The 23,376-nt window shown below is 43.2% G+C and carries 22 protein-coding genes; 2 read left to right on the forward strand and 20 right to left on the reverse strand.

Going from position 1 to position 23,376, the window contains the following annotated elements; translation table 11 throughout:
* Positions 1–313: 313 nt before the first annotated feature.
* The gene (locus M9H69_RS07825) at positions 314–1,768 is read left to right on the forward strand and encodes a sucrose-6-phosphate hydrolase (protein WP_250315318.1); all 1,455 of its coding nucleotides are present in this window, start codon (positions 314–316) and stop codon (positions 1,766–1,768) included.
* Complete coding sequence (locus tag M9H69_RS07830) at positions 1,749–2,714, forward strand: LacI family DNA-binding transcriptional regulator (RefSeq protein WP_033606002.1); 966 nt, start codon at positions 1,749–1,751, stop codon at positions 2,712–2,714. The genes M9H69_RS07825 and M9H69_RS07830 overlap by 20 nt, the downstream gene beginning before the upstream one ends.
* 188 nt (positions 2,715–2,902) lie before the next feature.
* On the opposite strand, the gene M9H69_RS07835 is transcribed toward M9H69_RS07830, so the two are convergent.
* The 20 genes from M9H69_RS07835 to M9H69_RS07930 all read right to left on the reverse strand — a co-directional run bounded on the left by M9H69_RS07835 (position 2,903) and on the right by M9H69_RS07930 (position 23,368).
* Positions 2,903–4,177, reverse strand: coding sequence for a hydroxymethylglutaryl-CoA reductase, degradative (locus M9H69_RS07835; protein ID WP_250315319.1), 1,275 nt, complete (start codon positions 4,175–4,177; stop codon positions 2,903–2,905).
* The gene (locus M9H69_RS07840) at positions 4,177–5,349 is read right to left on the reverse strand and encodes a hydroxymethylglutaryl-CoA synthase (protein WP_250316177.1); all 1,173 of its coding nucleotides are present in this window, start codon (positions 5,347–5,349) and stop codon (positions 4,177–4,179) included. Before M9H69_RS07840 ends, M9H69_RS07835 begins: the two co-directional genes overlap by 1 nt.
* 118 nt (positions 5,350–5,467) lie before the next feature.
* A complete protein-coding gene (locus M9H69_RS07845) occupies positions 5,468–5,923 on the reverse strand; it encodes a threonine/serine exporter family protein (RefSeq protein WP_000176910.1) in 456 nt (151 codons plus the stop codon).
* A gap of 1 nt (position 5,924) precedes the next feature.
* Positions 5,925–6,683, reverse strand: a complete 759-nt coding sequence (locus M9H69_RS07850; RefSeq protein WP_096421772.1) for a threonine/serine exporter family protein — start codon at positions 6,681–6,683, stop codon at positions 5,925–5,927.
* 85 nt (positions 6,684–6,768) lie between these two features.
* Positions 6,769–8,658 carry a Stk1 family PASTA domain-containing Ser/Thr kinase gene (gene pknB, locus M9H69_RS07855; RefSeq protein WP_250315320.1) on the reverse strand — a complete coding sequence of 630 codons (1,890 nt, stop codon included), beginning with the start codon at positions 8,656–8,658 and terminating at the stop codon, positions 6,769–6,771.
* Positions 8,655–9,395 (reverse strand): Stp1/IreP family PP2C-type Ser/Thr phosphatase, encoded by a 741-nt coding sequence (locus M9H69_RS07860; protein ID WP_000401532.1) that lies wholly within the window; start codon positions 9,393–9,395, stop codon positions 8,655–8,657. Before M9H69_RS07860 ends, pknB begins: the two co-directional genes overlap by 4 nt.
* A gap of 15 nt (positions 9,396–9,410) precedes the next feature.
* Complete coding sequence (rsmB, locus tag M9H69_RS07865) at positions 9,411–10,724, reverse strand: 16S rRNA (cytosine(967)-C(5))-methyltransferase RsmB (RefSeq protein ID WP_250315321.1); 1,314 nt, start codon at positions 10,722–10,724, stop codon at positions 9,411–9,413.
* The gene (gene fmt, locus M9H69_RS07870; protein ID WP_250315322.1) at positions 10,717–11,652 is read right to left on the reverse strand and encodes a methionyl-tRNA formyltransferase; all 936 of its coding nucleotides are present in this window, start codon (positions 11,650–11,652) and stop codon (positions 10,717–10,719) included. Before fmt ends, rsmB begins: the two co-directional genes overlap by 8 nt.
* Before the next feature lie 12 nt (positions 11,653–11,664).
* Positions 11,665–14,058, reverse strand: a complete 2,394-nt coding sequence (locus M9H69_RS07875; RefSeq protein WP_250315323.1) for a primosomal protein N' — start codon at positions 14,056–14,058, stop codon at positions 11,665–11,667.
* 65 nt (positions 14,059–14,123) lie between these two features.
* Positions 14,124–14,438, reverse strand: a complete 315-nt coding sequence (gene rpoZ / locus M9H69_RS07880) for a DNA-directed RNA polymerase subunit omega (RefSeq protein WP_002874282.1) — start codon at positions 14,436–14,438, stop codon at positions 14,124–14,126.
* A 24-nt stretch (positions 14,439–14,462) separates the two neighbouring features.
* Positions 14,463–15,089, reverse strand: coding sequence for a guanylate kinase (gene gmk / locus M9H69_RS07885; RefSeq protein WP_000775043.1), 627 nt, complete (start codon positions 15,087–15,089; stop codon positions 14,463–14,465).
* A 123-nt stretch (positions 15,090–15,212) separates the two neighbouring features.
* On the reverse strand, positions 15,213–16,826 hold the full coding sequence (locus tag M9H69_RS07890; RefSeq protein WP_000404958.1) for a ribonuclease Y: 1,614 nt from the start codon (positions 16,824–16,826) through the stop codon (positions 15,213–15,215).
* Positions 16,827–16,960: 134 nt separating this feature from the next.
* Positions 16,961–18,646 carry a P-loop NTPase fold protein gene (locus tag M9H69_RS07895; protein ID WP_125421500.1) on the reverse strand — a complete coding sequence of 562 codons (1,686 nt, stop codon included), beginning with the start codon at positions 18,644–18,646 and terminating at the stop codon, positions 16,961–16,963.
* Positions 18,647–18,847: 201 nt separating this feature from the next.
* A complete protein-coding gene (locus M9H69_RS07900; RefSeq protein ID WP_095726222.1) occupies positions 18,848–19,102 on the reverse strand; it encodes a Txe/YoeB family addiction module toxin in 255 nt (84 codons plus the stop codon).
* Between the two features lie 3 nt (positions 19,103–19,105).
* The gene (locus tag M9H69_RS07905; RefSeq protein WP_000388572.1) at positions 19,106–19,360 is read right to left on the reverse strand and encodes a type II toxin-antitoxin system Phd/YefM family antitoxin; all 255 of its coding nucleotides are present in this window, start codon (positions 19,358–19,360) and stop codon (positions 19,106–19,108) included.
* A gap of 132 nt (positions 19,361–19,492) precedes the next feature.
* On the reverse strand, positions 19,493–20,590 hold the full coding sequence (locus M9H69_RS07910; protein WP_250315324.1) for a nucleotidyltransferase: 1,098 nt from the start codon (positions 20,588–20,590) through the stop codon (positions 19,493–19,495).
* Positions 20,591–20,599: 9 nt separating this feature from the next.
* A complete protein-coding gene (locus M9H69_RS07915) occupies positions 20,600–21,340 on the reverse strand; it encodes a class I SAM-dependent DNA methyltransferase (RefSeq protein ID WP_109289829.1) in 741 nt (246 codons plus the stop codon).
* A gap of 451 nt (positions 21,341–21,791) precedes the next feature.
* Positions 21,792–22,145, reverse strand: a complete 354-nt coding sequence (gene rsfS, locus M9H69_RS07920; protein WP_250315325.1) for a ribosome silencing factor — start codon at positions 22,143–22,145, stop codon at positions 21,792–21,794.
* Complete coding sequence (gene yqeK / locus M9H69_RS07925; RefSeq protein WP_084852643.1) at positions 22,146–22,739, reverse strand: bis(5'-nucleosyl)-tetraphosphatase (symmetrical) YqeK; 594 nt, start codon at positions 22,737–22,739, stop codon at positions 22,146–22,148. It abuts the gene before it with no gap.
* Positions 22,739–23,368, reverse strand: a complete 630-nt coding sequence (locus M9H69_RS07930) for a nicotinate-nucleotide adenylyltransferase (protein WP_000963713.1) — start codon at positions 23,366–23,368, stop codon at positions 22,739–22,741. Before M9H69_RS07930 ends, yqeK begins: the two co-directional genes overlap by 1 nt.
* Positions 23,369–23,376 lie beyond the last annotated feature (8 nt).

Below are 23,376 nucleotides of genomic sequence, written 5' to 3' on the forward strand. Positions count from 1 at the left end.
TTATTTTATCACGTTTCTAAAATATGTCAAGCGTTTTGCAGAACTTTTTATTTCCTTTATTTTTTCTCTGATTATTCTTGCTCGTTTTTGAGGAAATTATCTTTTTCCTCAAAAAAACATCTTTATATTTGAGGGATCAAGGCTTTTATTTACATTTTCTTTCATTTTTTCGTGAAAATTTGTCAGATTCCCTTTATTTGATTTCTGGCAATCGTTTGACATATTTTTCTTTTTTTTAACATAAAAGACTTGCTTTTTTTGCCGAAAACGTTTACTATTAATAATAGAATAGAACTTATGGAGGAAAGATAAAATGGAATGGACAACCGAGCGTCGTTACAGACCTTATGAAGATTGGACGCAAGAAGAAATTCAACATATAAAGGAAAAGATGGCACAATCTCCTTGGCATACTCATTACCATGTTGAGCCAAAAACAGGACTTCTCAACGACCCAAATGGCTTCTCTTACTTTGATGGCAAGTGGATCCTCTTTTACCAAAACTTCCCCTTTGGTGCAGCCCACGGTTTAAAATCTTGGGCACAGCTAGAAAGTGATGATTTAGTGCACTTCACAGAAACTGGAGTCAAAGTTTTGCCAGATACTCCATTAGATAGCCACGGTGCCTACTCTGGTTCTGCCATGCAATTTGGCGATAACTTGTTCCTATTTTATACAGGAAATGTCCGTGATGAAAACTGGATTCGTCACCCTTACCAGATTGGAGCTCTTTTGGACAAAAGTGGCAAAATCACGAAGATTGACAAGGTCTTGATAGACCAGCCATCAGACTCTACCGACCACTTCCGCGACCCGCAAATTTTTAACTTCAAGGGGCAATACTATGCCATCGTGGGTGGTCAGGACTTGGAGAAAAAAGGATTTGTTCGTCTCTACAAGGCTGTGGACAATAACTACACAAACTGGCAGGCAGTTGGCAATCTTGACTTTGCCAATGACCGCACTGCCTATATGATGGAATGTCCAAACTTGATCTTTATCGGTGAGCAACCTGTCCTTCTCTACTGTCCACAAGGATTGGATAAGAGTGTTCTAGACTATGACAATATCTATCCAAACATGTACAAAATCGGTGCTTCCTTTGATCCTGAAAATGCTAAAATGGTGGATGTGTCACCCCTTCACAACTTAGACTATGGTTTCGAAGCCTATGCAACTCAAGCCTTCAACGCTCCTGACGGACGTGCACTAGCAGTAAGTTGGCTTGGTTTACCAGATGTAGCCTACCCATCTGATCGATTTGATTATCAAGGTGCCCTCTCACTGGTTAAGGAACTGACCATCAAAGATGGGAAACTCTACCAATACCCTGTCGCAGCTATCAAGGACCTTCGTGCCTCTGAGGAACCCTTCTCAAACCGTGCTCAAACCAATAACACCTACGAACTGGAGCTCAACTTGGAAGCCAATGGCCAGAGCGAGATTGTCTTACTTGCTGACAAAGAAGGTAAGGGACTTTCAATCAACTTTGACCTTGTAAATGGTCAAGTTACAGTAGACCGTAGCCAGGCTGGAGAACAGTATGCCCAAGAATTTGGAAGCACTCGTTCTTGCCCAATCGACAAGCAAACTACTACTGCTAACATCTTCATCGACAATTCTGTCTTTGAAATTTTCATCAATAAAGGAGAAAAAGTATTTTCTGGTCGTGTCTTCCCACATGCGGATCAAAACGGTATCCTGATCAAATCTGGAAATCCAACCGGAACCTACTATGAATTAGATTATGGTCGCAAAACTAACTGATGTCGCCAAACTTGCAGGCGTTAGCCCTACTACCGTCTCACGGGTCATCAATAAAAAGGGTTATCTATCTGAGAAAACCATTCAAAAGGTTAATGAAGCCATGCGAGAACTAGGCTACAAGCCCAACAATCTGGCTCGAAGTCTCCAAGGAAAATCAGCCAAGTTGATTGGACTTATTTTCCCAAACATCAGTCATGTCTTTTATGCGGAGTTGATTGACAAGTTGGAACACCAACTCTTTAAGAATGGCTACAAGACCATCATCTGTAACAGCGAACATGACTCTGAAAAAGAACGGGAGTACATTGAAATGCTGGAGGCCAATCAGGTAGACGGTATCATTTCTGGAAGTCACAACTTGGGAATTGAAGACTACAATCGTGTGACGGCACCGATCATTTCCTTTGACCGAAACCTATCGCCAGACATCCCTGTCGTCTCCTCTGATAACTACGGTGGCGGGGTCCTCGCAGCCCAAACTCTGGTTAAGACAGGCGCTCAGTCTATCATCATGATTACAGGAAATGATAACTCTAACTCACCGACTGGACTGCGCCATGCTGGCTTTGCCTCTGTTCTCCCAAAAGCTCCTATTATCAATGTTTCGAGTGACTTTTCTCCCGTCAGAAAAGAAATGGAAATCAAGAATATCTTGACCCATCAGAAACCAGATGCGATTTTTGCTTCGGATGATTTGACAGCTATTCTGGTGATCAAAATCGCTCAGGAGCTGGGAATTTCTGTTCCTGAAGAGCTCAAGGTCATCGGCTATGATGGGACCTACTTTATCGAGAACTACTATCCTCATTTGACAACGATTAAGCAACCTATGAAAGAGATTGCCCACCTCACTGTTGATCTCCTCTTGCAGAAGATTGAAGGTAAGGAAGTCGCGACAACTGGTTATTTCTTACCAGTCACCCTATTACCAGGAAAAAGTATTTAATACTCTTCGCAAATCTCTTCAAACCGCGTCAGCGTCACCTTACCGTAGATATATGTAACTGACTTCGTCAGTCTTATCTACAACCTCAAAGCAGTGCTTTGAGCAGCCTGCAGCTAGCTTCCTAGTTTTCTTTTTGATTTTCATTGACTATAAGCACAAGAAAACTCAGACTGATTTGTCTGAGTTTTTTATGATCTTAAGTTTTCGAGATAACGCTGGGCTGTCTCTAAGTTAAAGGTTTTATCTGCGATGAGGCGCTCAACGAGAAGAGCAACTTCGGACTCACTAGCACCTGCTAGGAGAGCTAAGGATTTGGCCTGCAATTTCATGTGGCCTTGCTGGATGCCCGTACTTACCAAGGCTTTGAGGGCCGCAAAGTTTTGGGCGAGACCGATAGACACGATAATCTGAGCTAATTCTTTGGCAGAAGGATTTCCCAGTAGTTCATGACTGAGGGCTACACGCGGGTTGAGACCGATTGAGCCACCCTTGGTCGCTACCGGCATGGGTAGGGTCATCTCACCGACCAATTCTTCTCTTTCCATGTCCAGTGTCCATTGACTAAGACCTTGATAGCGTCCATCTCGACTGGCAAAGGCATGGGCCCCAGCTTCGATGGCACGCCAGTCATTACCAGTGGCAATCAAAATGGCATCAATACCATTAAAAATCCCTTTATTGTGAGTAGCTGCTCGGTAGGGATCAGCCTGTGCAAACTGGCTAGCCAAAGCTATTTTCTCCGCAATTTCTCGTCCTTGGTCCCTTTGGGGACTCAAGTAGCGAAAGGCGATACGACAGCTTGCAGTCACCAGAGAATCGGTCGCGTAGTTGGACAAAATTCCCATAAGACTCTGTCCCTGACTGAGTTCTTCTAAGACTGATTTTAAGGCTTCCAGCATGGTGTTAAGCATATTGGCTCCCATGGCTTCCTGAGTATCGACATGGAGATAGACGACGAGAAAGTCTGTTTCACCTTTGATCTTCTCTACATGCAAATCACGCGCCCCACCACCACGTTTGACGATGGAGGGATAGGCTTGATTGGCAAGTTCTAAGAGCTCTGCCTTCTTGCTGGCAATCTTCTCTTGCGCTAAATCTGGATTAGCAACTTGATAAAGGGCTACCTGACCAATCATCTGGCGCTCATGTACTTGAGCAGTAAAGCCACCTGCTCGCTTGATGATTTTACTTGCATAGCTGGCCGCAGCAACCACTGAGGGTTCTTCTGTCACATAGGGAACTGTGTAGTCCTGACCGTTCACCAAAAGCTCTGGAATGATAGAATAAGGCAGAGAAAAAGTTCCCACTACATTCTCACTCAGCTGATCTGCAATTGCCAAGCTGATTTGTTCATCCTGCTCCAGACTGGTTTGCTTTTCAGGACTAAGGAGCGCCTGAGCTTTCAGTAACTCAAGGCGCTCATGGTATGACTTTTTAGAAAATCCATTCCAACTTAACTTCATTATTTTTCAACCTTGCTATAACGACGTTGGTGGTCGAGAATTTCAACCAAGGCATAGTCTTGATTTTCAAAACCTGCAAACTGGGCTGAACCAGATTCATCCAACTCTACCTCTTCGAAGAAGACTTTTTCATAGTCTGCAACAGACAATGCTGTACGTTGCTTGAGTTTGCTCAAGCGATCCTTATCAAGGTAGGCCTCGTAGCCTTCTACCAGTTCTCCACTAAAGAACTCTGAAACCGCTCCACTTCCGTAACTGTAGAGGACAATTTTATCTCCAGCCTTCAAATTTTCTGCATTTTCCAAAAGGGAGAGAAGCCCAAGGAAGAGGGAACCTGTGTAGATATTCCCAATCATCTGACTGTAGAGAATGGACTTATCAAAGTTTTCTTGCAGACTATCCTTTTTTTCCTGAGACAAAGTCTTATCCATCATCTTGCGCAAGCCTTTTAGGGCTAATTTGGGATAAGGCAAGTGGAAGCAGATGGCCGCAAAATCATTCATAGTCCAATCATAACGTTTCTTGTATTCATCCCAAGTCGTCGTAAGACTGTCAAGATATTGCTGAGTTGAGTACAAGCCGTTTACATAAGGAGTGGTTGAATAGTTCGGACGCCAGAAATCCATAATGTCACGCGTTTGGGCAACATTATCATTGTTGAAGGCCATGGTACGCGGATTTTGCGTAATCAACATCGCCACACTCCCAGCTCCCTGAGTTGGTTCACCTGGAGTCGCTACACCATACTTGGCAATATCGCTGGCGATGACCAAGACCTTGGACTTTGGAGAATTTTCCACATGCAACTTGGCATAATGGAGGGCAGCTGTTGCTCCGTAACAAGCTTCTTTGATTTCAAAACTGCGAGCGAACGGCTGGATACCTAATAGACCGTGAACAAAGACCGCTGCTGCCTTACTCTGGTCAATTCCTGACTCGGTCGCCACGATGACCATATCGATTTCTTCTTTTTCTTTATCTGTGAGGATAGAGTTGCTTGCACTGGCAGCTAAGGTGACAACATCCTCAGTCAATGGTGCAATGCTAATTTCGTTTAACAAGAGTCCCTTGCTATATTTATCCGGATCAACTCCTCTTGCTTCTGCTAGGTCTTGTAATTTCAAGACATATTGACTGGTTGCAAAACCAATCTTATCAATACCGATTGTCATATTTACCTCTGTTTTTTCATTCATTGTAAAAAATCGTTCTATTCTATTTTATCACAAATAGGAACAAATGAGAGAAAAAAGACCTGATTCAACAAATCAAGTCTTTGCTTTGACAGCATTAGGAGGATATGCCTCGCTGTTTTCGGATATAGTAATAAAGCTTCAGAATCACTGTTCCACTGGCCATCCCGATAGAAATGACTAGAGCCAACATAACTACTAGTGTTGCACTGGTAAGGGCATGACTGTAATCACCTGTCACAAAGAAAGCTGTCGTTCGATAGGATAGATAACCTGGCACCAAGGGAGCAAGAATGGCCAAGACAAAGACCACTGCTGGCGTCTTATAGACAATACTTAGAATCTGGCTGATGCAAGAACCAACCACCGCTGCGATAAAGGTCGCAACAATAACATTGGTTGGTTCTTTAAGTACAAGATAGAGGAGCCAGACACCCATTCCCAGAACACCACCAGGTAGGAGCATAGAGCGTTGAACATTCAGTACGATTAGAAAGGTGATAATGGCGAGTAAACTCGCTACTGCTTGGAGTAAAATACTTGTTAGAGTCATCTTATGTCATCAAAACTAGGGCGACGGAGGTACCGGCCCCTAAAGCGAGGGTAATGAGCAGGGATTCAAACATCTTGCTCATACCAGAGTTGATATGGTTGGTCATGATATCCCGAACTGCATTTGTCAGAGCAATCCCTGGAACAAAAGGCATGACGGCTCCCGCTATGATCAAGTCTGCCGTCGAAGGAAATCCTGTATAGCGGGCCCAGAACTGGGCAATCAAGCCAAAAACAAAGGCTCCCGCAAAGGCGGTTACAAAAGGAATGCGGACAAACTTCTCTACATAGAGAGAGAAAGCAAAACCAAGCAAGGTCGCAATGGCCGCACCAAAAGCATCATAGGTATTCCCCCCGAACATAATCGAGAAAAAAGGGGCACTGAGAGTTGCTGCAATAGTCACTTGGAACTTGGTATAAGGAAGGGGTTGATTGCCGATTTCTTTGAGCCTTGTAAAGGCTGTAGAAAGATCAATCTGGCCACCTACAAGTTCTCGAGATACTTGGTTGACATCACAAACTTTTTCGATGTTGTAGGAGGAAGAAGTTACTCGTTTCATACGAGAAATATTGGTATTCTCAATAGAAAAGAAAATAGCTGCTGGCATGGCAAGAACGTTACAATCCACTATTCCCTGTGAATGAGCGATACGGATCATGGTGTCCTCAACCCGATAAATCTCCGAACCGCTTTTTAAGAGAATGGTTCCAGCTAACATAATGACATCAATAACGGCGTTCAACTCTCTCGATTCGTCCATTTTCTCCTCCTTTTCTGCTTCCTATATTTTATCACAAAAATCAATGAAAAAAAATCTTTGTCATGAAATCATGACAAAGATTCGTTTAATCTCGAGAACTTTCACGCGTTCCTTCACTATTTGATTGACTAGTTGAAGGAGTGTTTCCTTGTTGGTTCCCCTGATTTGGAGTTGAAGAAGAACTTTGGTTCCCACGCTGTGCAGAATTAGAAGATGAAGTTGACGGTGGTGTTTTCGGTTTGTAGATGGAAAGTTTGATACGCGTGCTAGCAAGGTCAACCTTTTCACCCGCTTTTGGTGTTTGATCTACAACTGTACCTTCTGCTGTGCCTTCAGGAGCAGTCGAAACTTCGACAACCTCAATATTGGCCTCTTTTACACCGACAATCTGAGTTAAATTATTCTTTGTAAATTCGAGACTTGAACCAATATAACTTGGCATAGAAACACTTGTTACTTTCTTAGCAACCGTTAAAGTAATTGTGCTGGCTTTTGAAAGATCATAAGTCGTACCTGCCGCAGGACTTTGTCTGAGAATGGTTCCAGGTTCGCTTTCGCTGGATTCCTCCTCTTCCATCTTGATTAGATTCTCAGGAACCTTCTTCCCCTTGAGTTCAGCTACGACATCCGTATACTTGCGTCCGACGTAATTACTCAATTGGAAGGATTTCTTACCAGAAGAAACAATCAAATTGACCTTGGTTCCTTCTTTTCGGTCGCTGCCAGCTTCAGGATCGGTTCGAATAACGCGTCCTTCCGCTACTGTATCACTAGCTTCAGATTTCTCCTCACCAGCTTCAAACTTAGATTTTTTGAGTGCTTCTTTGGCCTCTGCAACAGTTTGTCCAGCCACATCAGGAATAGGAATCGTTGCAGGTGTTCTAGACAAAATCCAGACCAAAGAGGCTGCAACCAATAGAAGACTGGCCAAAAGAATCATATAGCGAGCCTTAAACTTCCGTTTCTTGGCAGGTTTTGGCGCTGGAGCCGGTTCTGCCACTGGTTGAGTTGGTTTCTTTGACTGAGGACGTTCTTCCTGCGCCGGAGCTTTTGGAATCGAGGTCAATGTACTTTGTGGGACTTTAGGTAAAGTCTTCGTATCCGCCTTACTCGCATCGTCAAAGACCAGTTTCGGTTCATTCCGACGATTATAAGACAAGCTAGTTGACAAGTCCATATACATTTCTGAAACAGACTGATAGCGATCAGACAATTTCTTAGCAGTTGCCTTGATGACAACATTTTCCAAAGCCTGAGGGACAGATGGATTTTCAGCAATGACGGACGGAAGTGGCTTCTGGAAATGCTGGAGTGCAATCGTAACCGCGCTATCTCCATCATAAGGGATATGTCCCGTCAGAATCTCATAGAAGATAATCCCCATCGCATAGATATCGCTCTGGAAAGTCGCTTTAGAACCACGCGCTTGCTCAGGTGACAAATAATGAACCGAACCCAGCATCGAGTTGGTCTGGGTCAGACTCGTCTCTGCAAAGGCCACTGCAATCCCAAAGTCAGTAACTTTAGCAGTTCCATCTGGTGTCAAGAGGATATTTTGAGGTTTCAAATCTCGGTGAACAATTCCTCTAGCATGAGCTAAACGCATAGCCAAAAGAATCTGTCCCATAATCCGAACCGCTTCTTCATTTGAAAGAGGATAGTGTTCTTTGATATAACGCTTGAGGTCGAGTCCTGCTACGTATTCCATAGCTAGGTACTGTTGGCCATCTTCCTCACCAATATCTGTTATCCGAACGATATGAGGATGGTCCAGATCCGCCATAGCCCTCGCTTCCCGCTGGAAACGTGCCACAGCAATCGGGTCCGTCTGGTAGTTGGTCCTCAGGACCTTAACTGCCACTTCTTCCCCATCTAGGATCAAATCCTTGGCCAAGTAAACATCTGCCATGCCTCCTCGACCAATCTGCTTGACAATCCGATACCGCCCGGCAAAAATCTTGCCGATTTGGATCATTCTGCTGCCTCCTCGTTCATGTAAACAAGGGCAACCGTAATGTTGTCTAAACCTCCTGCATTGTTAGCGAAACGAATGAGGGTTGCCGCCTTGTCTGCCAGGGAAATATCGCTGGTTACGATATCATAAATCTCGCTTGCCGAAATCATATTGGTCAAGCCGTCACTATTGAGCAAGAGATAATCTCCTGACTCCAGTGTAATCATCCCAAAATCAGGCTGGATTTCATCTTTTTGTCCGATAGACTGTGTGATGATATTCTTTTGAGGGTGAGTTTCTGCTTCTTCTGGAGTCAATTGACCAGCCTTGAGCAATTCATTGACCAAGGAATGGTCACTCGTCAACTGGTGGTATTCTTCTCCACGAATCAAACCGATACGAGAATCTCCAATGTGAGCATAGATGGCTTGGTTATCAATAAACGCAACAGCTTCTAGCGTTGTTCCCATGCCTCTGTATGCTTCGTCCTGACCTAGTTGATGAATTTTTTGATTTTCAATCTCCAGGTAGTGGGCAAACCACTCACGAACTTCATTGACTGAGTCAATTTGGGTATCCACCCAATCTACACCGAGGTCTGTGACCGCCATCTCACTAGCGATATTTCCTGCACGGTGTCCTCCCATTCCGTCAGCCAAGATGATCATAGTGCGTCCTGCTCGGTTGACAAAGTGATTGACATAGTCCTGATTATTTGTCCGTTTCTGACCAACATCTGTTAATAATGCTATTTCCATTGTGTCAGTTCCTTCCTATTCTGATATCTTACGAAATTGGCTGATAAAGAATCCATCACTTCCATACAATTCAGGAGTGATCAGGATGCAGCCATCTTTCAGGATATCTTTGCATTCGTGTTCTAGTTTAACCTGCTCAAACTCGGGATGACTTTCTAAAAATGCCTCAACGACTTGAAAGTTCTCCTCAGAGACGATAGTACAGGTACTATACGTTATTATACCACCTTTTCGTAGCGTTTGACAAACACTACCTAATATTTCCAGCTGAATTTCCTGTAATGATGTGAAATCTGCTGTTTCTTTATTGTATTTGATGTCTGGTTTACGACGTAAAAGTCCAATCCCAGAACAGGGAGCATCTACTAAAATCTTATCAAAAGAGTCCCGACCGAAAAACTCATGTACCTTTCTGGCATCCAATTTTTGCGTTTGCACTCGTTCTGCCACACCTAAACGCTCCGCATTTTCTTGGATCAAGTCCAACTTATGGTCATACAAGTCCAAAGCTGTCACCTTACCAGATATGAGGTAAGAGGCCATATGGGCTGTTTTACCGCCCGGAGCGGCACAGGCATCCAGGACCTGTTCATCACCTTGTAGATCAAGAGTCGGAGCAACCAGTTGACTGGACTCGTCTTGGATGGTTATAGCCCCTTCTGCGAACAAATCATGTCCTGCAAAGTGGCCTTGCTCCTTGACCAGACCAGTGGCCGCTAAAGGGGAATCGGTCGCCTCTAACAAAGCTTTGATTTCCTCTTTTCGGCTCAAATCGGCTACACGAATACTGGCTTTGTTGCGCACCAAGAGACTTTCAAAGATGGCTTGTGCTCGCTCTTCACCGTATTCTTCCTTGAGTTTAGACACGAGCCAAACTGGGAGAGAATAAGCAATGGAATCACGCTTGTTTTTGCGTTTGATGCTGTCAACATCTGGCCAGCCTTCTCGCAAAATACGACGCAGGACGGCATTGACCAATTTTTCGCTGCCTTTTTTACGGGCTTTGGCTAGTTCCACTGCTTCATTGACCACAGCGTGATTAGGAATCTTATCCAGATACCGAAGTTGGTAGGCGCTCAGAAGGAGCAGGATATAGAGCCAGTTATCTAGCTTATCCCGGTCTTCGATAAAGTGGGACAGGTACCATTCCAGAGTCAGTTTTCGGGTTACCGTTCCGTAGACAATCTCTGTCACCAAGCCCTTATCTGCTACTGAGAGCTGACTCCCCTTGAGGTGTTTATTTAAGGCAATATTGGAGTATGCTTGATTAACCAAAACATCCTCTAGCACTGCTAGAACTAGACTTCTAGCTGTTTCTACTTTAGTCACCAAATCGTTCTCCTACAGTCAATGTCCGTCCCACTCCGTTGAGGAAGGAAGCAATGTCCATCTTAGGCTTACCAGCTGGCTGCACTTGCTTGAGAGACAGAGCCCCTTCTGCCGTAGCAACGTTCAATTCTTTCTTGCCAATAGACAGAATCTCACCTGGAGCTCCCTGACCTTCTACTGGAAGGGCTTCATAAATCTTAAAGCGATCGCCTTTAAGGAAAGTGTGGGCAACAGGCCACGGGTTCATTCCACGGATTTGGTTGAAGAGTTGACGATTAGTCTTATTCCAGTCCAATTTTTCTTCCTCTGGTTTGATATTTGGAGAAAATGTAACCTGGTTTGGATCTTGCGGTTCTGGCTGAATTTCACCAGCTATATAAGCAGGAAGAGTATCTAAAAGCAAGTCACGACCTACAATCGCTAATTTCTCAAATAAGGTCCCGACATTGTCCTCATCTGTGATAGGAATGCTACGACGAGAAATCATATCTCCTGCATCCATTTCCTTAACCATCTCCATAATGGTCACACCAGCTTCCTCATCCCCTTGAATCAAGGCATAATGGATAGGCGCACCACCACGGTGTTTTGGAAGAAGGGAAGCGTGAACGTTGACCGCAAAATCCATGCTATCAAGGAGTTTACTTGGGAGAAACTGCCCAAAAGCAGCAGTGATAATCCCATCCGCCCCTAGCTTCATAATGTCTTCCATCTCTGGACTCCCAGATAATTTTTCAGGTTGGTAGATGGGAAGGCCTGCTTCTTTGGCAGCCTGCTTAACCGGGGTTTCTTGGATCACTTTTTTACGGCCGACAGCGCGGTCTGGCTGGGTCACAACAGCTAGAATCTCGTAACGATCATCTGATAACAACCCCTTCAAAACTGTTGCTGAAAAATCGGGAGTTCCCATAAAGATTAGTTTTGTCATTTCTTCTCCTTCTTATAAAAATTGCTGCGGCTCATGGTCAATACTGAGACGAAGCTCGCTATTGTCCCGTTCTTGAGTCAAGGCCAAAACCTGGTTGAGAGTCTGTCCCAGCTCATCTTCTAAACGGTATTTAATCAAAATCTGGTAATGATAAAGGTTGTGGGTACGGGCGATTGGTTTTGGCGTTGGTCCAAGGATTTTACTAGTTTCCGATAAACCTGAGCGCAAAATCCCCATGACTTCATAGGCACGTTTGACAACCTCTTCTTCTTTCTTGTGAGAGAGGGTAATCCCAATGGTGAAATAATAAGGTGGGTAGCCAAGTTGGCGTCTGATACTCATTTCATAAGCGTAAAAGCCTTCATAGTCTTGGTCCTTGGCAAAACGAATGGCATAGTGTTCCGGATTGTAAGACTGGATCAAGACCTGCCCAGCTTTTTCTGCACGACCTGCGCGACCAGCCACCTGAGTTAAGAGTTGGAAGGTTCTCTCGGAAGAACGAAAATCAGGTAGATTCAAGGCCGTATCCGCATTGAGGACTCCGACTAGGGTCACATTTGGAAAATCCAAGCCCTTGGCAATCATCTGAGTTCCCAGCAAGATATCTGCTTGCCCTTGACCAAACTGGTCAAGAAGAGTTTGGTGACTGCCCTTCCTGCGGGTCGTATCCACATCCATCCGCAGAATGCGTGCCTGAGGAAAGAGCTCTGCTAGCTCATCATAGGCTTTCTGAGTCCCCGTCCCGTAGTAACGAATACTGCGACTCTGACAGTTGGGACAGACATGAGGAATCCCCTTCGAAAAACCACAGTAATGGCAGTTCATGGTCTTGGTATCCATGTGGAGAGTCAGAGAAATATCGCAGTTGGGGCAACTATCTACCGTCCCACACTCCCGACACATAACAAAGCTAGAATAACCCCGACGGTTGAGCATGAGGACTGCCTGCTCTTTTTTATCCAGGCGATTTTGAATGGCCTCTAGCAAAGGAGGCGTAAAGTTTGACGTCTCATTCTGCCCGATATAGTCCCGAAAGTCAATCACTTGAACCTCAGGAATAGTGGCTAAAGGATTGGCCCGTTGGGTCAGACGTAAGTGTTGATAGACGCCTTTTCCAGCCCGCGCACGGCTTTCTAAGCTCGGTGTTGCTGAGCCAAGGACTAGGGCTGCTTGATTGTACTGGGCCCGTAAGATGGCGACCTCTCTGGCATGATAACGGGGATTACTGTCTTGTTTATAGCTAGCTTCATGTTCCTCATCGATAATCATGACACCCAGATTTTTCAGTGGAGCAAAGATGGCTGATCTGGCACCAACAACAACTTGGGCATCGCCACGTTCAACCTTGCGCCATTCGTCGTACTTTTCACCATTAGACAGGCCTGAATGAAGGATGGCTACTTTCTCACCAAATCGAGCAATAAAACGCTCCGTCATTTGTGACGTCAGAGAAATCTCAGGTACCAGTAGAATGGCTGTCTTACCCTTGTCCAAGGCTCCTTGGATGATCTGTAAGTAAACCTCAGTTTTCCCACTTCCTGTAATCCCTTGAAGGAGGAATGGAGGCTGTTGACTACCAATAGCACTGACAACAACATCACGCGCCTGTCTTTGCTCTGGATTCAATTCCAAAGGTGTACTTGCTTCAATGCCTTCAAAATAAGCCGCTGATCGTTGCACTTCCTTTTGGACTAGAGTTAGAGCTCCTTGCTCCACAAAGAAGTTGACTTGCTCGCGTGAGTAGGACTCTAACAAACTAGCCAGAGGAGCACTCTCAGGATGAGACAGCAAATAGTCTCTCAGCTCTGCCTTTTTCTTAGCACGCGCAGAAATCTCAATACGTTCTAACTGGTCAACATGGACCTCATACCAAGACTGGGTCTTGACCTTCTTTTGATCGACTGCCTGGTATTCTAAACGGAGTAGCCCTTTTCTAGTCAAACGCATCATTTCTGCCTGTTTGGCAAAGTCTAGAGAAGAAAAGGCTAGCGAAGCTTCTGAACCAAACAAACGCTCTTTGTCTGCCTGACTCAGACCTTCCAGAGGATAGAGAATCTTATCATAACTAGAGTTTAAAAATCCCGGCAACATGGCTTTTAGAATGGAGATTTTGTAAGAAAAGACAGACTTGCGTAACTCCTCAGCCAGCCAGAGTTGCTCTTGAGTCAAGACGGGGGAAAAGTCTAGCACTTCTGCAATCTCCTTCAAGTCCTGATCAGCTACTTCTCCCGACTGGGACTCCAAACCTAGCACAATTCCTTGGATCAAACGATTGCCCTTGCCGAAGGGGACATGGACCCGCATACCGACTTCCAGCATCTCTACAAATTCTTCAGGGACCTTATAACTATAGGGCTGGTCCGTCTGCATCAGGGGAACATCCACGATAATCTTTGCGATAGCCATTTTCTCACCTCCTTCTTGTCAGTAAATTCTTGCAATAGAAAAAATAAGATTGAGTCCCCCCAACCTTAAATTTTTTCACCATCTTCTTTTTCTTTAGCGATTTGCTCTTTGATTTTCTTTTCTTCTTCTTCTTTGCGGCGTTTTTCTTCTTCGATACGGAGACGAACCGCTTCACGTTTTCCTTCTGGATCTGGGTGAATGGTTACATTTCCAGACTCGATTTCTTCCAAAGCGCGAAGAGTTGATTTTTCAGACTTAAACTCTTGAGTTGCTGGCGCGCCTGCTTCTAGTTCGTGGGCACGCTTTGCTTCCAAAATTACGAGTGAATATTTAGATGGTACCTTGTCAAGCAAGGTATCAATAGAGGGTTTTAACATCATTTGCTTGTACCTGTTTCCTATAGTTTATCGAGTAGTTGGAGATTTTGGCAACATCTCCTGGTAGTGACCAATGACACGGTCCACACGGAAGTGTTCTGCTTCGATCACACGCTTGACACGTTTAGCAGCGAGGGGCACCTGATCGTTGACAATGGCATAATCATACTCACGCATGAGGGCAATTTCTTCCTTGGCTTTTTCGATTCGTTGGGCAATCACTTCAGCACTATCTGTTCCACGACCTACCAAACGATCTTGCAATTCATCCAAATCTGGTGGCGTTAAAAAGATAAAAACAGCATCTGGAACCTTTTTCTTAACCTGAAGGGCTCCCTGCACTTCAATCTCAAGAAAGACATCGATTCCCTTGTCCAGAGTTTCGTTGACATAGGTCAGAGGAGTTCCATAGTAGTTACCGACATATTCTGCATATTCCAACATCTGACCTTGACGAATCAGTTCTTCAAACTCTTCACGAGTACGGAAGAAATAGTCCACTCCGTCCACTTCACCAGGACGTTGCGCACGCGTCGTCATCGATACAGAGTATTGAAATTGATTCTCAGAACTCTCAAAAATCTCTCTTCTAACCGTTCCTTTCCCAACTCCTGAAGGACCAGAAAAAACGATTAGCAAGCCTCGGTCTGCCATTATGTCTCCTTTAGTTAGTCTGTGAAATTCTCTCGGATAGTGATGATAGCATCAGTTATCCTTCTACAGTCTTTCTATCTAGTGTAACAAAAAAGCAGTAATTTTTCAACTGCTCTTTCTTATTTATTTAGCATAATCTACTGCACGAAGTTCGCGGATCACGGTTACCTTGATGTTTCCTGGGTAATCGAGATTGTTTTCAATTTTCTCACGAACTTTGTGAGCCAAGATTGTGACTTTGTCGTCCTTGATTTGTCCTGGATTAACCATAATACGAATTTCACGTCCTGCTTGAAGGGCAAAGCTATTTTGCACTCCTTCAAAGCCATTGGCGATTTCTTCCAAATCGTGGAGACGTTTGATATAGTTTTCAAGAGACTCGCTACGAGCACCTGGACGCGCTGCACTCAAGGCATCTGCTGCAGCAACAATCACTGCAATGACGCTTTCGGCTTCGACATCGCCGTGGTGGCTAGCAATGGTATTCACCACAACTGGGTGTTCCTTGTACTTACGAGCCAACTCTGTACCAATCTCAACGTGGCTACCTTCAACCTCGCGGTCAATAGCTTTCCCGATGTCGTGAAGGAATCCAGCACGACGGGCAAGAGCTGCATTTTCACCAAGTTCACTGGCGATGATACCAGATAACTTAGCAACCTCAATCGAATGACGCAAGACATTTTGTCCATATGAAGTACGGAACTGCAAGCGTCCCATGATCTTCATCAAGTCTGGATGGAGGTTTGGCGCACCAATCTCATAGGCAGCAGCCTCCCCATATTCACGGATTTTATTGTCAATCTCCTGACGGTTTTTCTCCACCAACTCCTCGATACGAGCTGGGTGGATGCGGCCATCCTTGAGCAACATTTCCATGGTCATACGAGCAATTTCACGACGAATCGGATCAAATCCTGACAAGGTTACCACTTCTGGTGTATCGTCGATAATCACATCAACCCCTGTCAAACTTTCAAAGGTACGAATGTTTCGCCCTTCGCGTCCGATAATGCGTCCCTTCATGGTATCGTCTGGTAGGTGAACTGTCGAGTTTGTTGACTCTGCTACATAGTCACCAGCGATACGCTGCATAGCCTGAACCAAGATATCTTTCGCAATCTTGTCTGAACGTTCCTTCACTTCTTGCTCTGCCTCACGAATGCGGCTAGCAATTTCCTTGGTCAAGTTTTCCTCTGTCTGAGCCAAGATAATATCTCGAGCCTCAGTTTGGGAAAGAGAGCCGATACGTTCCAGTTCAGCTTCTTTTTGTCTTTCGACTTCCTCTAATTGCTCTTCACGTGCATCAAGGTTTTTTGCTCTATCAGAAATACTTTGTTCTTTTTGTTCAAGTGTTTTTTCTTTGTTCGTCAAATTGTCGTCTTTACGGTCAAGGCTCGTAGCTCTCTCCGTCAAACGACTTTCAATTTGCTTGAGCTCCTGACGTTCTGACTTAAATTCAGCGTCCACTTCTTCACGGTATTTTCTGGCTTCCTCTTTGGCCTCCAATAGTGCTTCTTTTTTAAGAGACTTGCTTTCGCTCTTGGCTTCATTTAGCAATAAATCCGCTTCGCGCTCAGCTTGTCCTCGTAAATTAGTTGCTTCTTGTTCAGCATTTAGAAGCATCAACTCTGCAGCTTCTTGAGATGATTTCATCTTAGCTGAGATGCTGACATATCCAATGACTAAACCAATGATGACGGCAAAAACAGCAATCGCAAGTGTCATGATTTCCATGTTTTTACCTCATTAAATTTGTTTATCGAATGACATACATTCCTTAATATTCTATCATAAAAAACCGATTTTCACAAACCCAAATTGAAGAGTTTTGTGTGAATTTTAGACAAAGAGTCATCTACTTCTAAGCTCTATTGTATTAAATTATCTAGTGGAATATGATTAATTGTAATTTGCCCTTTTGATTCTAAAGGTAAGCATTTTTTTATAAAGTTCTGACATTTCGCGTCTTTCAATTCATCTATGTTAATCACTTGATAATTATTTTTTATTCTATCATTTAAAATATCATAATAAATTTCAACTAAACAGCCCTTTGTTCGGCCACAGAGTATGTCATGAGCATCATAATACACTTTGTGTCCTGTTTTTGAGATAAATAGATTCCTTAGTTTGACTTCCCATAGACACGATAACAATTGGAAATAATATATAGGTTCTTGGGGGTAATCAAAATACATATCCTCCTCTGAAGTAGGTAAAGAACCCAAAGAACTTAAAACTACAAACTTCTCTAACATTTCAAAATGAAAATATGAGTCTAACTCATAGAACTGCTCATACTCGTCTACTTCATAAATGCCATTAAAAAATTCAAAAAATAATACTAGAATACTATCAGTTCCCATGCGTCCATTCATGCAATCAACGATGTAATTTGATATCTTTCTACCAAAATATGGTAGAAGCCTATTCGTTGTATAATCACTCTCAATTATATTTGAAAGTTCTTCTAATGATTTCTGGAACTCTCTTAAACTTGGTTTTTTAACTTTTGAATCTTTATTTTTATCTTCTACGACTCTTTCGTCTACATCCACATAATAAATTTTAAAAATTAATGATAGAATTTTCCCAAGGTCATCATCTCTCAATTTACTCTTTTTCAAAATGTTATCTATGACTTCCTCTGTAGGTTCCATTCTATTATGATTTAACTTAAATTTATTATCAATAATCTCCTTTGCTGACCCAATTTCCTCACTATTTAAAATTACAATAATTTTAAATCTTTTATTCTCAGAAAGATAGTCAATATAACCCAATAAATCATTGTAATCTGAAGGGTTATCTGATTTTGCTACATATGAAACCCGTTCAAAATCATCAAAAATAATGATAGAATCTCGCTTCATCAAATCCGTTCCAACTGTTTTAAAGAACCATTTAAAAACTCCTCCAACAAGTGGAATAAAGTCCAAATTTCCGAGTATGGATTGTTTTTCTATTTCATTGATCAATATTTTCTCGGCTTGCTCTCTTGTTTTTATCCCAAAGCAGGAAATATAGTAGATTTCTTTCTTTTTATAAATTTGATTTTCAAAAAACGTCTTTATAAAAAATGTTTTCCCACTTCCCCAAGAACCATCCAACCAGAAGACATTATGAATAGAGGCCGGACTATTTAAAAACTCCACCAGATGAGTTTGATAAGGATAGTCATCCAAGTCATATTCCGGAAATAGCTCTGGGTCCAGTTTCTTATAACTAACTTTTTTAAAAATTATGTCTAAAAACCAGAACAGTATTGTTGGTATAGTCAGTGCTAACAATATTATTACACGATTCTCATACAAAATTGAAATAATATCTTTAAAAAAATTATAATTAGATAAAAATTTATAGATAGGTAAAGCAAAGCGTTTAAATTGTTCAATCTCAAGTGCAAGATACAGTACCCATATACTGGCTATAAATATTTTGTACCACTCGACAATTCTAACATTACTACTCCATGATGGTCTTTGAAATGGATATTTCAGTAGCCGTTTAAAATTCAGAAAAAAATTAAGAATCCTCGTTTTTATATTTTTCATATATACCCCTTTTAATCTATATTATCATGATTATACCACAAAATAAGAGTTATTAAGCGGATTCAAGGGACAAGAATCTAGTTATTATACTAAAATTTTTCACTGATTTTTTAACTTAGGAAGTCTATCATTTTCCAAAGACTTTATCTCCAATTTGCTAGCTAAAATTTCTAAAATAAAAAAGTCCACCTCACAGTAGACTTAATAATGATCCTTAAAGGACAAGAAAGCGATGTTATCCCCATCCATCATATAAATCAAGCGATTTTCTGCATCAATGCGCCGCGACCAAGCTCCTTGGTAGTCATACTTGAGTGGTTCTGGTTTCCCCATTCCTACAAAAGGATCGCGTTGAATATCCTTGATTAATTTATTGATTCTTTTTAATGTTTTCTTATCTTGGTTTTGCCAATAGCAATAATCCGCCCAGGCATCTTCTGTAAACTTGAGCAGCATCCATTACTCCTCAATCACATGCACCTGAGTGCTTCCAGCACGAACTTGAGCCATTCCTCGCAAGACCTTGTCAGAAAGTTCCTTATTTTGAGCGATTCTCAGGGTTTCCTGAATACTATCCCACTCGCTCTTTGAAAGGACTACAATATCCTCATCTGGATTTTTATTGACCACCGTCAAAGGCTCAAATTCATCGTTTACTTTTTTCATGTAGTCTTTTAAATGATTTCGGAATGTTGAGTAAAGAACTGCTTCCATAACCATACCTCATTTTACCTCTTTTCCACTATTATACACAAAAAGAAAGAAATTGTCAGGAACTTGTACAAGATTCTTCTTTTCTATCTATTTATTCGAAAATCTTCTAAAAAAGCCTACCTTTCACTAGACTTAGTTTGATTCTATTCTAATGGGCACTCTACCGAAATTCTGCTCCGCGATGCTTGGCTGTCCTAGTTGGTAAATCTGATCTGCTTTTTGGGTCATGGCATCCCAAGGCTCTTTGCCAATTCGGCTGACGAGATGGACCTGCTCTTTCAGAGATTTGAGGTGTTGTCTGCCTTTTTCAGTAAAGCCAAGAACATGGATAGCTTCTGGCAAGTCGCTTTCTCTGGCCTGCACCAAAATATAAGTCAAGAGGCGTCTGACACGCGCCTTGGTATAGCGCTTTGTCGCAACTGCCTCGACCAATTCGTCAACAGACTGGGCTGTTTTGATAGCTTCCTTGATGCGCACAGCCATTTCTTGATTGACCTGATAGATGGTCGTCAGGTCTGGATTTGACAAAATTTGATAGCAGAGCAAGGGAAAATAGTCGTCCCAACTCACCTTACGGGCCTGCTCAAAGAGGGCAACGGAAGGCATAAAGCGTTCTAAGAAATCTTGGTCTGATTGATGCTGACGGAGAGCTGTTGCCGAGGCAAAGTCCACATCCTTATCCACAGAATGGTAACCCGCTCCCTGACGCTGAATCGGCTGAAGCTTGATGTTTCGTCCTGCAACCGCCTTGGCATAGGCCAAAGCCAGAACATGATTGGGGGTATGGCCTGAAAAATCAAGACCAGCAAATTCCTGCCACATGGCCTGGGTTTTCTGGGGATAAGATAGTGAATCAGGCAGATTTTCCACAAATTTCTCCATCTCAGTACCTCGCTCTGTGTATAAGTCAGCAATTTTCTGATAATCCAGAACTTCCTCTGTCCCGAAAGCTAGGCTATCAATACCTAACCGCGCCAAGATATCCACAGCCCCTTGACCGAAGAAATCTGCCGCCTGAACACTGACTAAAAAGGGCAATTCCACTACCAGATCCGCTCCATTTTCAAGCGCCATCTGAGCCCGAGTCCACTTATCCACGATAGCAGGCTCTCCACGCTGCATGAAATTCCCAGACATGGCAACGATTTTCAGTCCCTTCGCCTGCTCAAGCAAGTATTTGTGCCCATTATGAAAAGGATTGAACTCCGCGATAATACCTGTGATGGTCATAGAAATCTCCTACTTCTGCGCTACAAAAAACCAACGGGTACTTGTCTCTGTCGGCTCCTTATCCTCAAAGTCCGCATAGAGTTTGAAGAACTTGAAACCAGCCTGTTCCAGCAAGATATCATAGGTCAAGACCTCATAGGTCCGCTCCTCATGCACTTCATCGTGGCGACTAAAGGAACCGTCCACTTCCTTGACAAAGAAGGTCAACTCATGCACGATGGAGTGAGGAGCTTCGTCCTCATAGGTGTCCCAAAGCATAGCAAAATCTTCCGCATTTTCATGGTAGGAATAGCCTGGGAATACTTCATCTGTCTGGTAGATCGAATGCACATCAAAGATGAATACTCCGTCTTCATTGAGGGCATTGTATACTTCCTTAAAGACGTCTCCTACCTCTACCTCATCCTGCATGTAGCAGATAGAGTCCGAGTAGCAAGTCACAAAATCATATTTACCAGCCTTAGATAAATCCAGCATATTGCCTTCAATAAAATCAATCTTTTGCTTGGCTGAAGTAGCTCTTTTCTCCGCAATCTTCAGCATACCCGCGCTCAAGTCAAGTCCTGTCACATCAAAGCCAGCCTGAGAAAAGCGAACAGACTGGATACCTGTTCCACAAGCCAATTCCAAAAGCTTCTTTCTCTCCTTGGTCTTAGGCAAATGACGTAGCGAAAAATCCGTCCATTTATCGTATAAACTATCATCCATGACCGCATCATAGACCGCCGCAAAGGTTTCATAAGTAGCCATAATTAAGATACAAAGAGCGTTAAAAGCAAGGAGAAAATAGGAAACTTTCTGCTGTATCGTCAGATACAAAGTAAGTTTATCTTTTTCTCGCAGCTTTTAGCTCGTGTTCAGTTTCGAGATGAACAAAACACGACGCCCTTTACCTTTCTATCCATTTTTTCTAAAATAAGCAAATAAAACCCAGTTGACTGCAACTGAGTTCGATTAAAGACAAAGTCTTTTTAAGACTTTCCTTAGGTGATTTCGGACGTCTGCGACCTTCTTCGAAGTTCCAAGACTTAGTTTTGAGCCTAAGATCTCAAAACTCCCGAGTTCTTGAAACATTAATATTTCAAGAACTTTTATCACAACGGAAAGTCTCGGCAATCTCTCACTTCTTACTCAAAATAAGAATAATCTCAATACATTGTCGAATTTCAAAGTAATTTCCATCCGAAGTTCAAGTCATCTTCTACGCCAAAGCTTCAGATAAATCTACTGACTCTGCCTCATGCCATAATTTTTCTAGGTTATAGTGGGCACGCATTTCTTCTGAGAAAATATGCACAACGACACCACCGAGGTCTAGTAAGACCCAGCCTCCAGATGCATCACCTTCTACATGGCTACCTTTAAAGCCTGCTTCAGCTACTTTTTCACGAATATTATCAGCGATAGCGTCCAACTGGCGGCTATTCATTGAGCTCGTGATGACAAAGTAGTCCGTCACGCTGGTCAAATCTTGTACATCAAGTGCGAGGATATCCTCCGCACGTTTCTCATCAGCCGCTTTCACGACTAGTTCTAGTAATTCTTTTTCGTTCATTTAGTCCTCTTTCAAATAGTGCACAAAGGCGTTATAGGTTTCAAGGGTTTGGGGATAGATGGGGAATCCCTGATGAGCTAAATGCTCCACGGTACGAGCTGTTTCGTAGGCCACTGCCTTATTGAGCGATAGCTCAGCAATTTCACGCGCCTGGTCCACGCCTGGAAAGGCACGATTGTGCTCGATATAATCTGCGACGTAGACAACCTTATCTAGGTCTGTCATCTGACCAGCACCGACTGTATGGATTTCAATAGCTCGCAGGATTTCAGAATCATGCAAATCCAAGTCCTCCTGAATCTTGTATATGCCAACCATCCCATGCCAGACATTATTGCCCCAGTTTTTGAGGTCAGGGTCTAGCTGATAACGGTCAATCAAGTCTAGAAATTCCTGATCTGACAACTTTTTAGCATAGTCGTGGAGAAGGCCTGCTAGGCCTGCTTTCTCACTATCTACAGCAAAACGATGAGCCAGTTCTATGGCCGCACGCTCCACTCCTAAACAATGGGTTAACCGTTTTTCAGGCAGAAGCTCTGCCATTTTTTCCAACAAAGCCTCACGGGAACAGTTGATATAGTCTTGGTATGCCATCAGTAGAGCCCCTCCTTCTCGATGTAGTCTAGCACTGGCTGAGGTAGCAGAAAGTTAGGTTTTCGACCTTGGGCAATAAAGTCACGGACCATGCTGGACGAGATGTCCATGAGAGGCACATCCACCCAGATAACTGGATAGGAAGTCCCTGCCTTGTAGCGTGGGCGCTGAACTCCAACAAACTGAACCATGTCGACCAGCTCATCAATTCGGTACCATTTAGGCAGATAGTCCACCATATCCGCCCCGATAATGAAGTAATAATCCGTGTCTGGATGTTGCTCGGTCAAGATTTTCATGGTGTCATAGGTGTAGGAAATGCCCTTGCGCTCTAACTCAATGGTTTCAATGGCGAGGCCTTCAATTCCCTCTATCGCCAACTCAAGCATCTTGAGACGGTGGTGTTCAGGGATGGTTTCCTTTTTATCCACATGAGGTGGTTGGTATTCGGGCATAAGCAGGACCTGGTCCAGTCCTAACTGTTGTCGTACTTGGTCCGCCACAACAAGATGGGCATTGTGAACAGGGTTAAAATTTCCCCCTAAAATCCCGACTTGTTTGCGTTTTTTCTCCTTGATTTCTGGCTCCAACTCTACCTTGGTAAAGGGAGTCAATAATTCGATTGCCATAGGCTCGT

The organism is Streptococcus oralis (genome assembly GCF_023611505.1).
Lineage (GTDB): Bacteria > Bacillota > Bacilli > Lactobacillales > Streptococcaceae > Streptococcus > Streptococcus oralis_CT.

Excerpts from the sequence above, each read along its gene's own strand:
- M9H69_RS07825 (WP_250315318.1), top strand. The coding sequence starts at position 314 with ATGGAATGGACAACCGAGCGTCGTTACAGACCTTATGAAGATTGGACG.
- M9H69_RS07830 (WP_033606002.1), top strand. The coding sequence starts at position 1,749 with ATGGTCGCAAAACTAACTGATGTCGCCAAACTTGCAGGCGTTAGCCCT.
- M9H69_RS07835 (WP_250315319.1), bottom strand. The coding sequence starts at position 4,177 with ATGAAGTTAAGTTGGAATGGATTTTCTAAAAAGTCATACCATGAGCGC.
- M9H69_RS07840 (WP_250316177.1), bottom strand. The coding sequence starts at position 5,349 with ATGACAATCGGTATTGATAAGATTGGTTTTGCAACCAGTCAATATGTC.
- M9H69_RS07845 (WP_000176910.1), bottom strand. The coding sequence starts at position 5,923 with ATGACTCTAACAAGTATTTTACTCCAAGCAGTAGCGAGTTTACTCGCC.
- M9H69_RS07850 (WP_096421772.1), bottom strand. The coding sequence starts at position 6,683 with ATGGACGAATCGAGAGAGTTGAACGCCGTTATTGATGTCATTATGTTA.
- pknB (WP_250315320.1), bottom strand. The coding sequence starts at position 8,658 with ATGATCCAAATCGGCAAGATTTTTGCCGGGCGGTATCGGATTGTCAAG.
- M9H69_RS07860 (WP_000401532.1), bottom strand. The coding sequence starts at position 9,395 with ATGGAAATAGCATTATTAACAGATGTTGGTCAGAAACGGACAAATAAT.
- fmt (WP_250315322.1), bottom strand. The coding sequence starts at position 11,652 with ATGACAAAACTAATCTTTATGGGAACTCCCGATTTTTCAGCAACAGTT.
- M9H69_RS07875 (WP_250315323.1), bottom strand. The coding sequence starts at position 14,058 with ATGGCTATCGCAAAGATTATCGTGGATGTTCCCCTGATGCAGACGGAC.
- rpoZ (WP_002874282.1), bottom strand. The coding sequence starts at position 14,438 with ATGATGTTAAAACCCTCTATTGATACCTTGCTTGACAAGGTACCATCT.
- gmk (WP_000775043.1), bottom strand. The coding sequence starts at position 15,089 with ATGGCAGACCGAGGCTTGCTAATCGTTTTTTCTGGTCCTTCAGGAGTT.
- M9H69_RS07890 (WP_000404958.1), bottom strand. The coding sequence starts at position 16,826 with ATGGAAATCATGACACTTGCGATTGCTGTTTTTGCCGTCATCATTGGT.
- M9H69_RS07895 (WP_125421500.1), bottom strand. The coding sequence starts at position 18,646 with ATGAAAAATATAAAAACGAGGATTCTTAATTTTTTTCTGAATTTTAAA.
- M9H69_RS07900 (WP_095726222.1), bottom strand. The coding sequence starts at position 19,102 with ATGCTGCTCAAGTTTACAGAAGATGCCTGGGCGGATTATTGCTATTGG.
- M9H69_RS07905 (WP_000388572.1), bottom strand. The coding sequence starts at position 19,360 with ATGGAAGCAGTTCTTTACTCAACATTCCGAAATCATTTAAAAGACTAC.
- M9H69_RS07910 (WP_250315324.1), bottom strand. The coding sequence starts at position 20,590 with ATGACCATCACAGGTATTATCGCGGAGTTCAATCCTTTTCATAATGGG.
- M9H69_RS07915 (WP_109289829.1), bottom strand. The coding sequence starts at position 21,340 with ATGGCTACTTATGAAACCTTTGCGGCGGTCTATGATGCGGTCATGGAT.
- rsfS (WP_250315325.1), bottom strand. The coding sequence starts at position 22,145 with ATGAACGAAAAAGAATTACTAGAACTAGTCGTGAAAGCGGCTGATGAG.
- yqeK (WP_084852643.1), bottom strand. The coding sequence starts at position 22,739 with ATGGCATACCAAGACTATATCAACTGTTCCCGTGAGGCTTTGTTGGAA.
- M9H69_RS07930 (WP_000963713.1), bottom strand. The coding sequence starts at position 23,368 with ATGGCAATCGAATTATTGACTCCCTTTACCAAGGTAGAGTTGGAGCCA.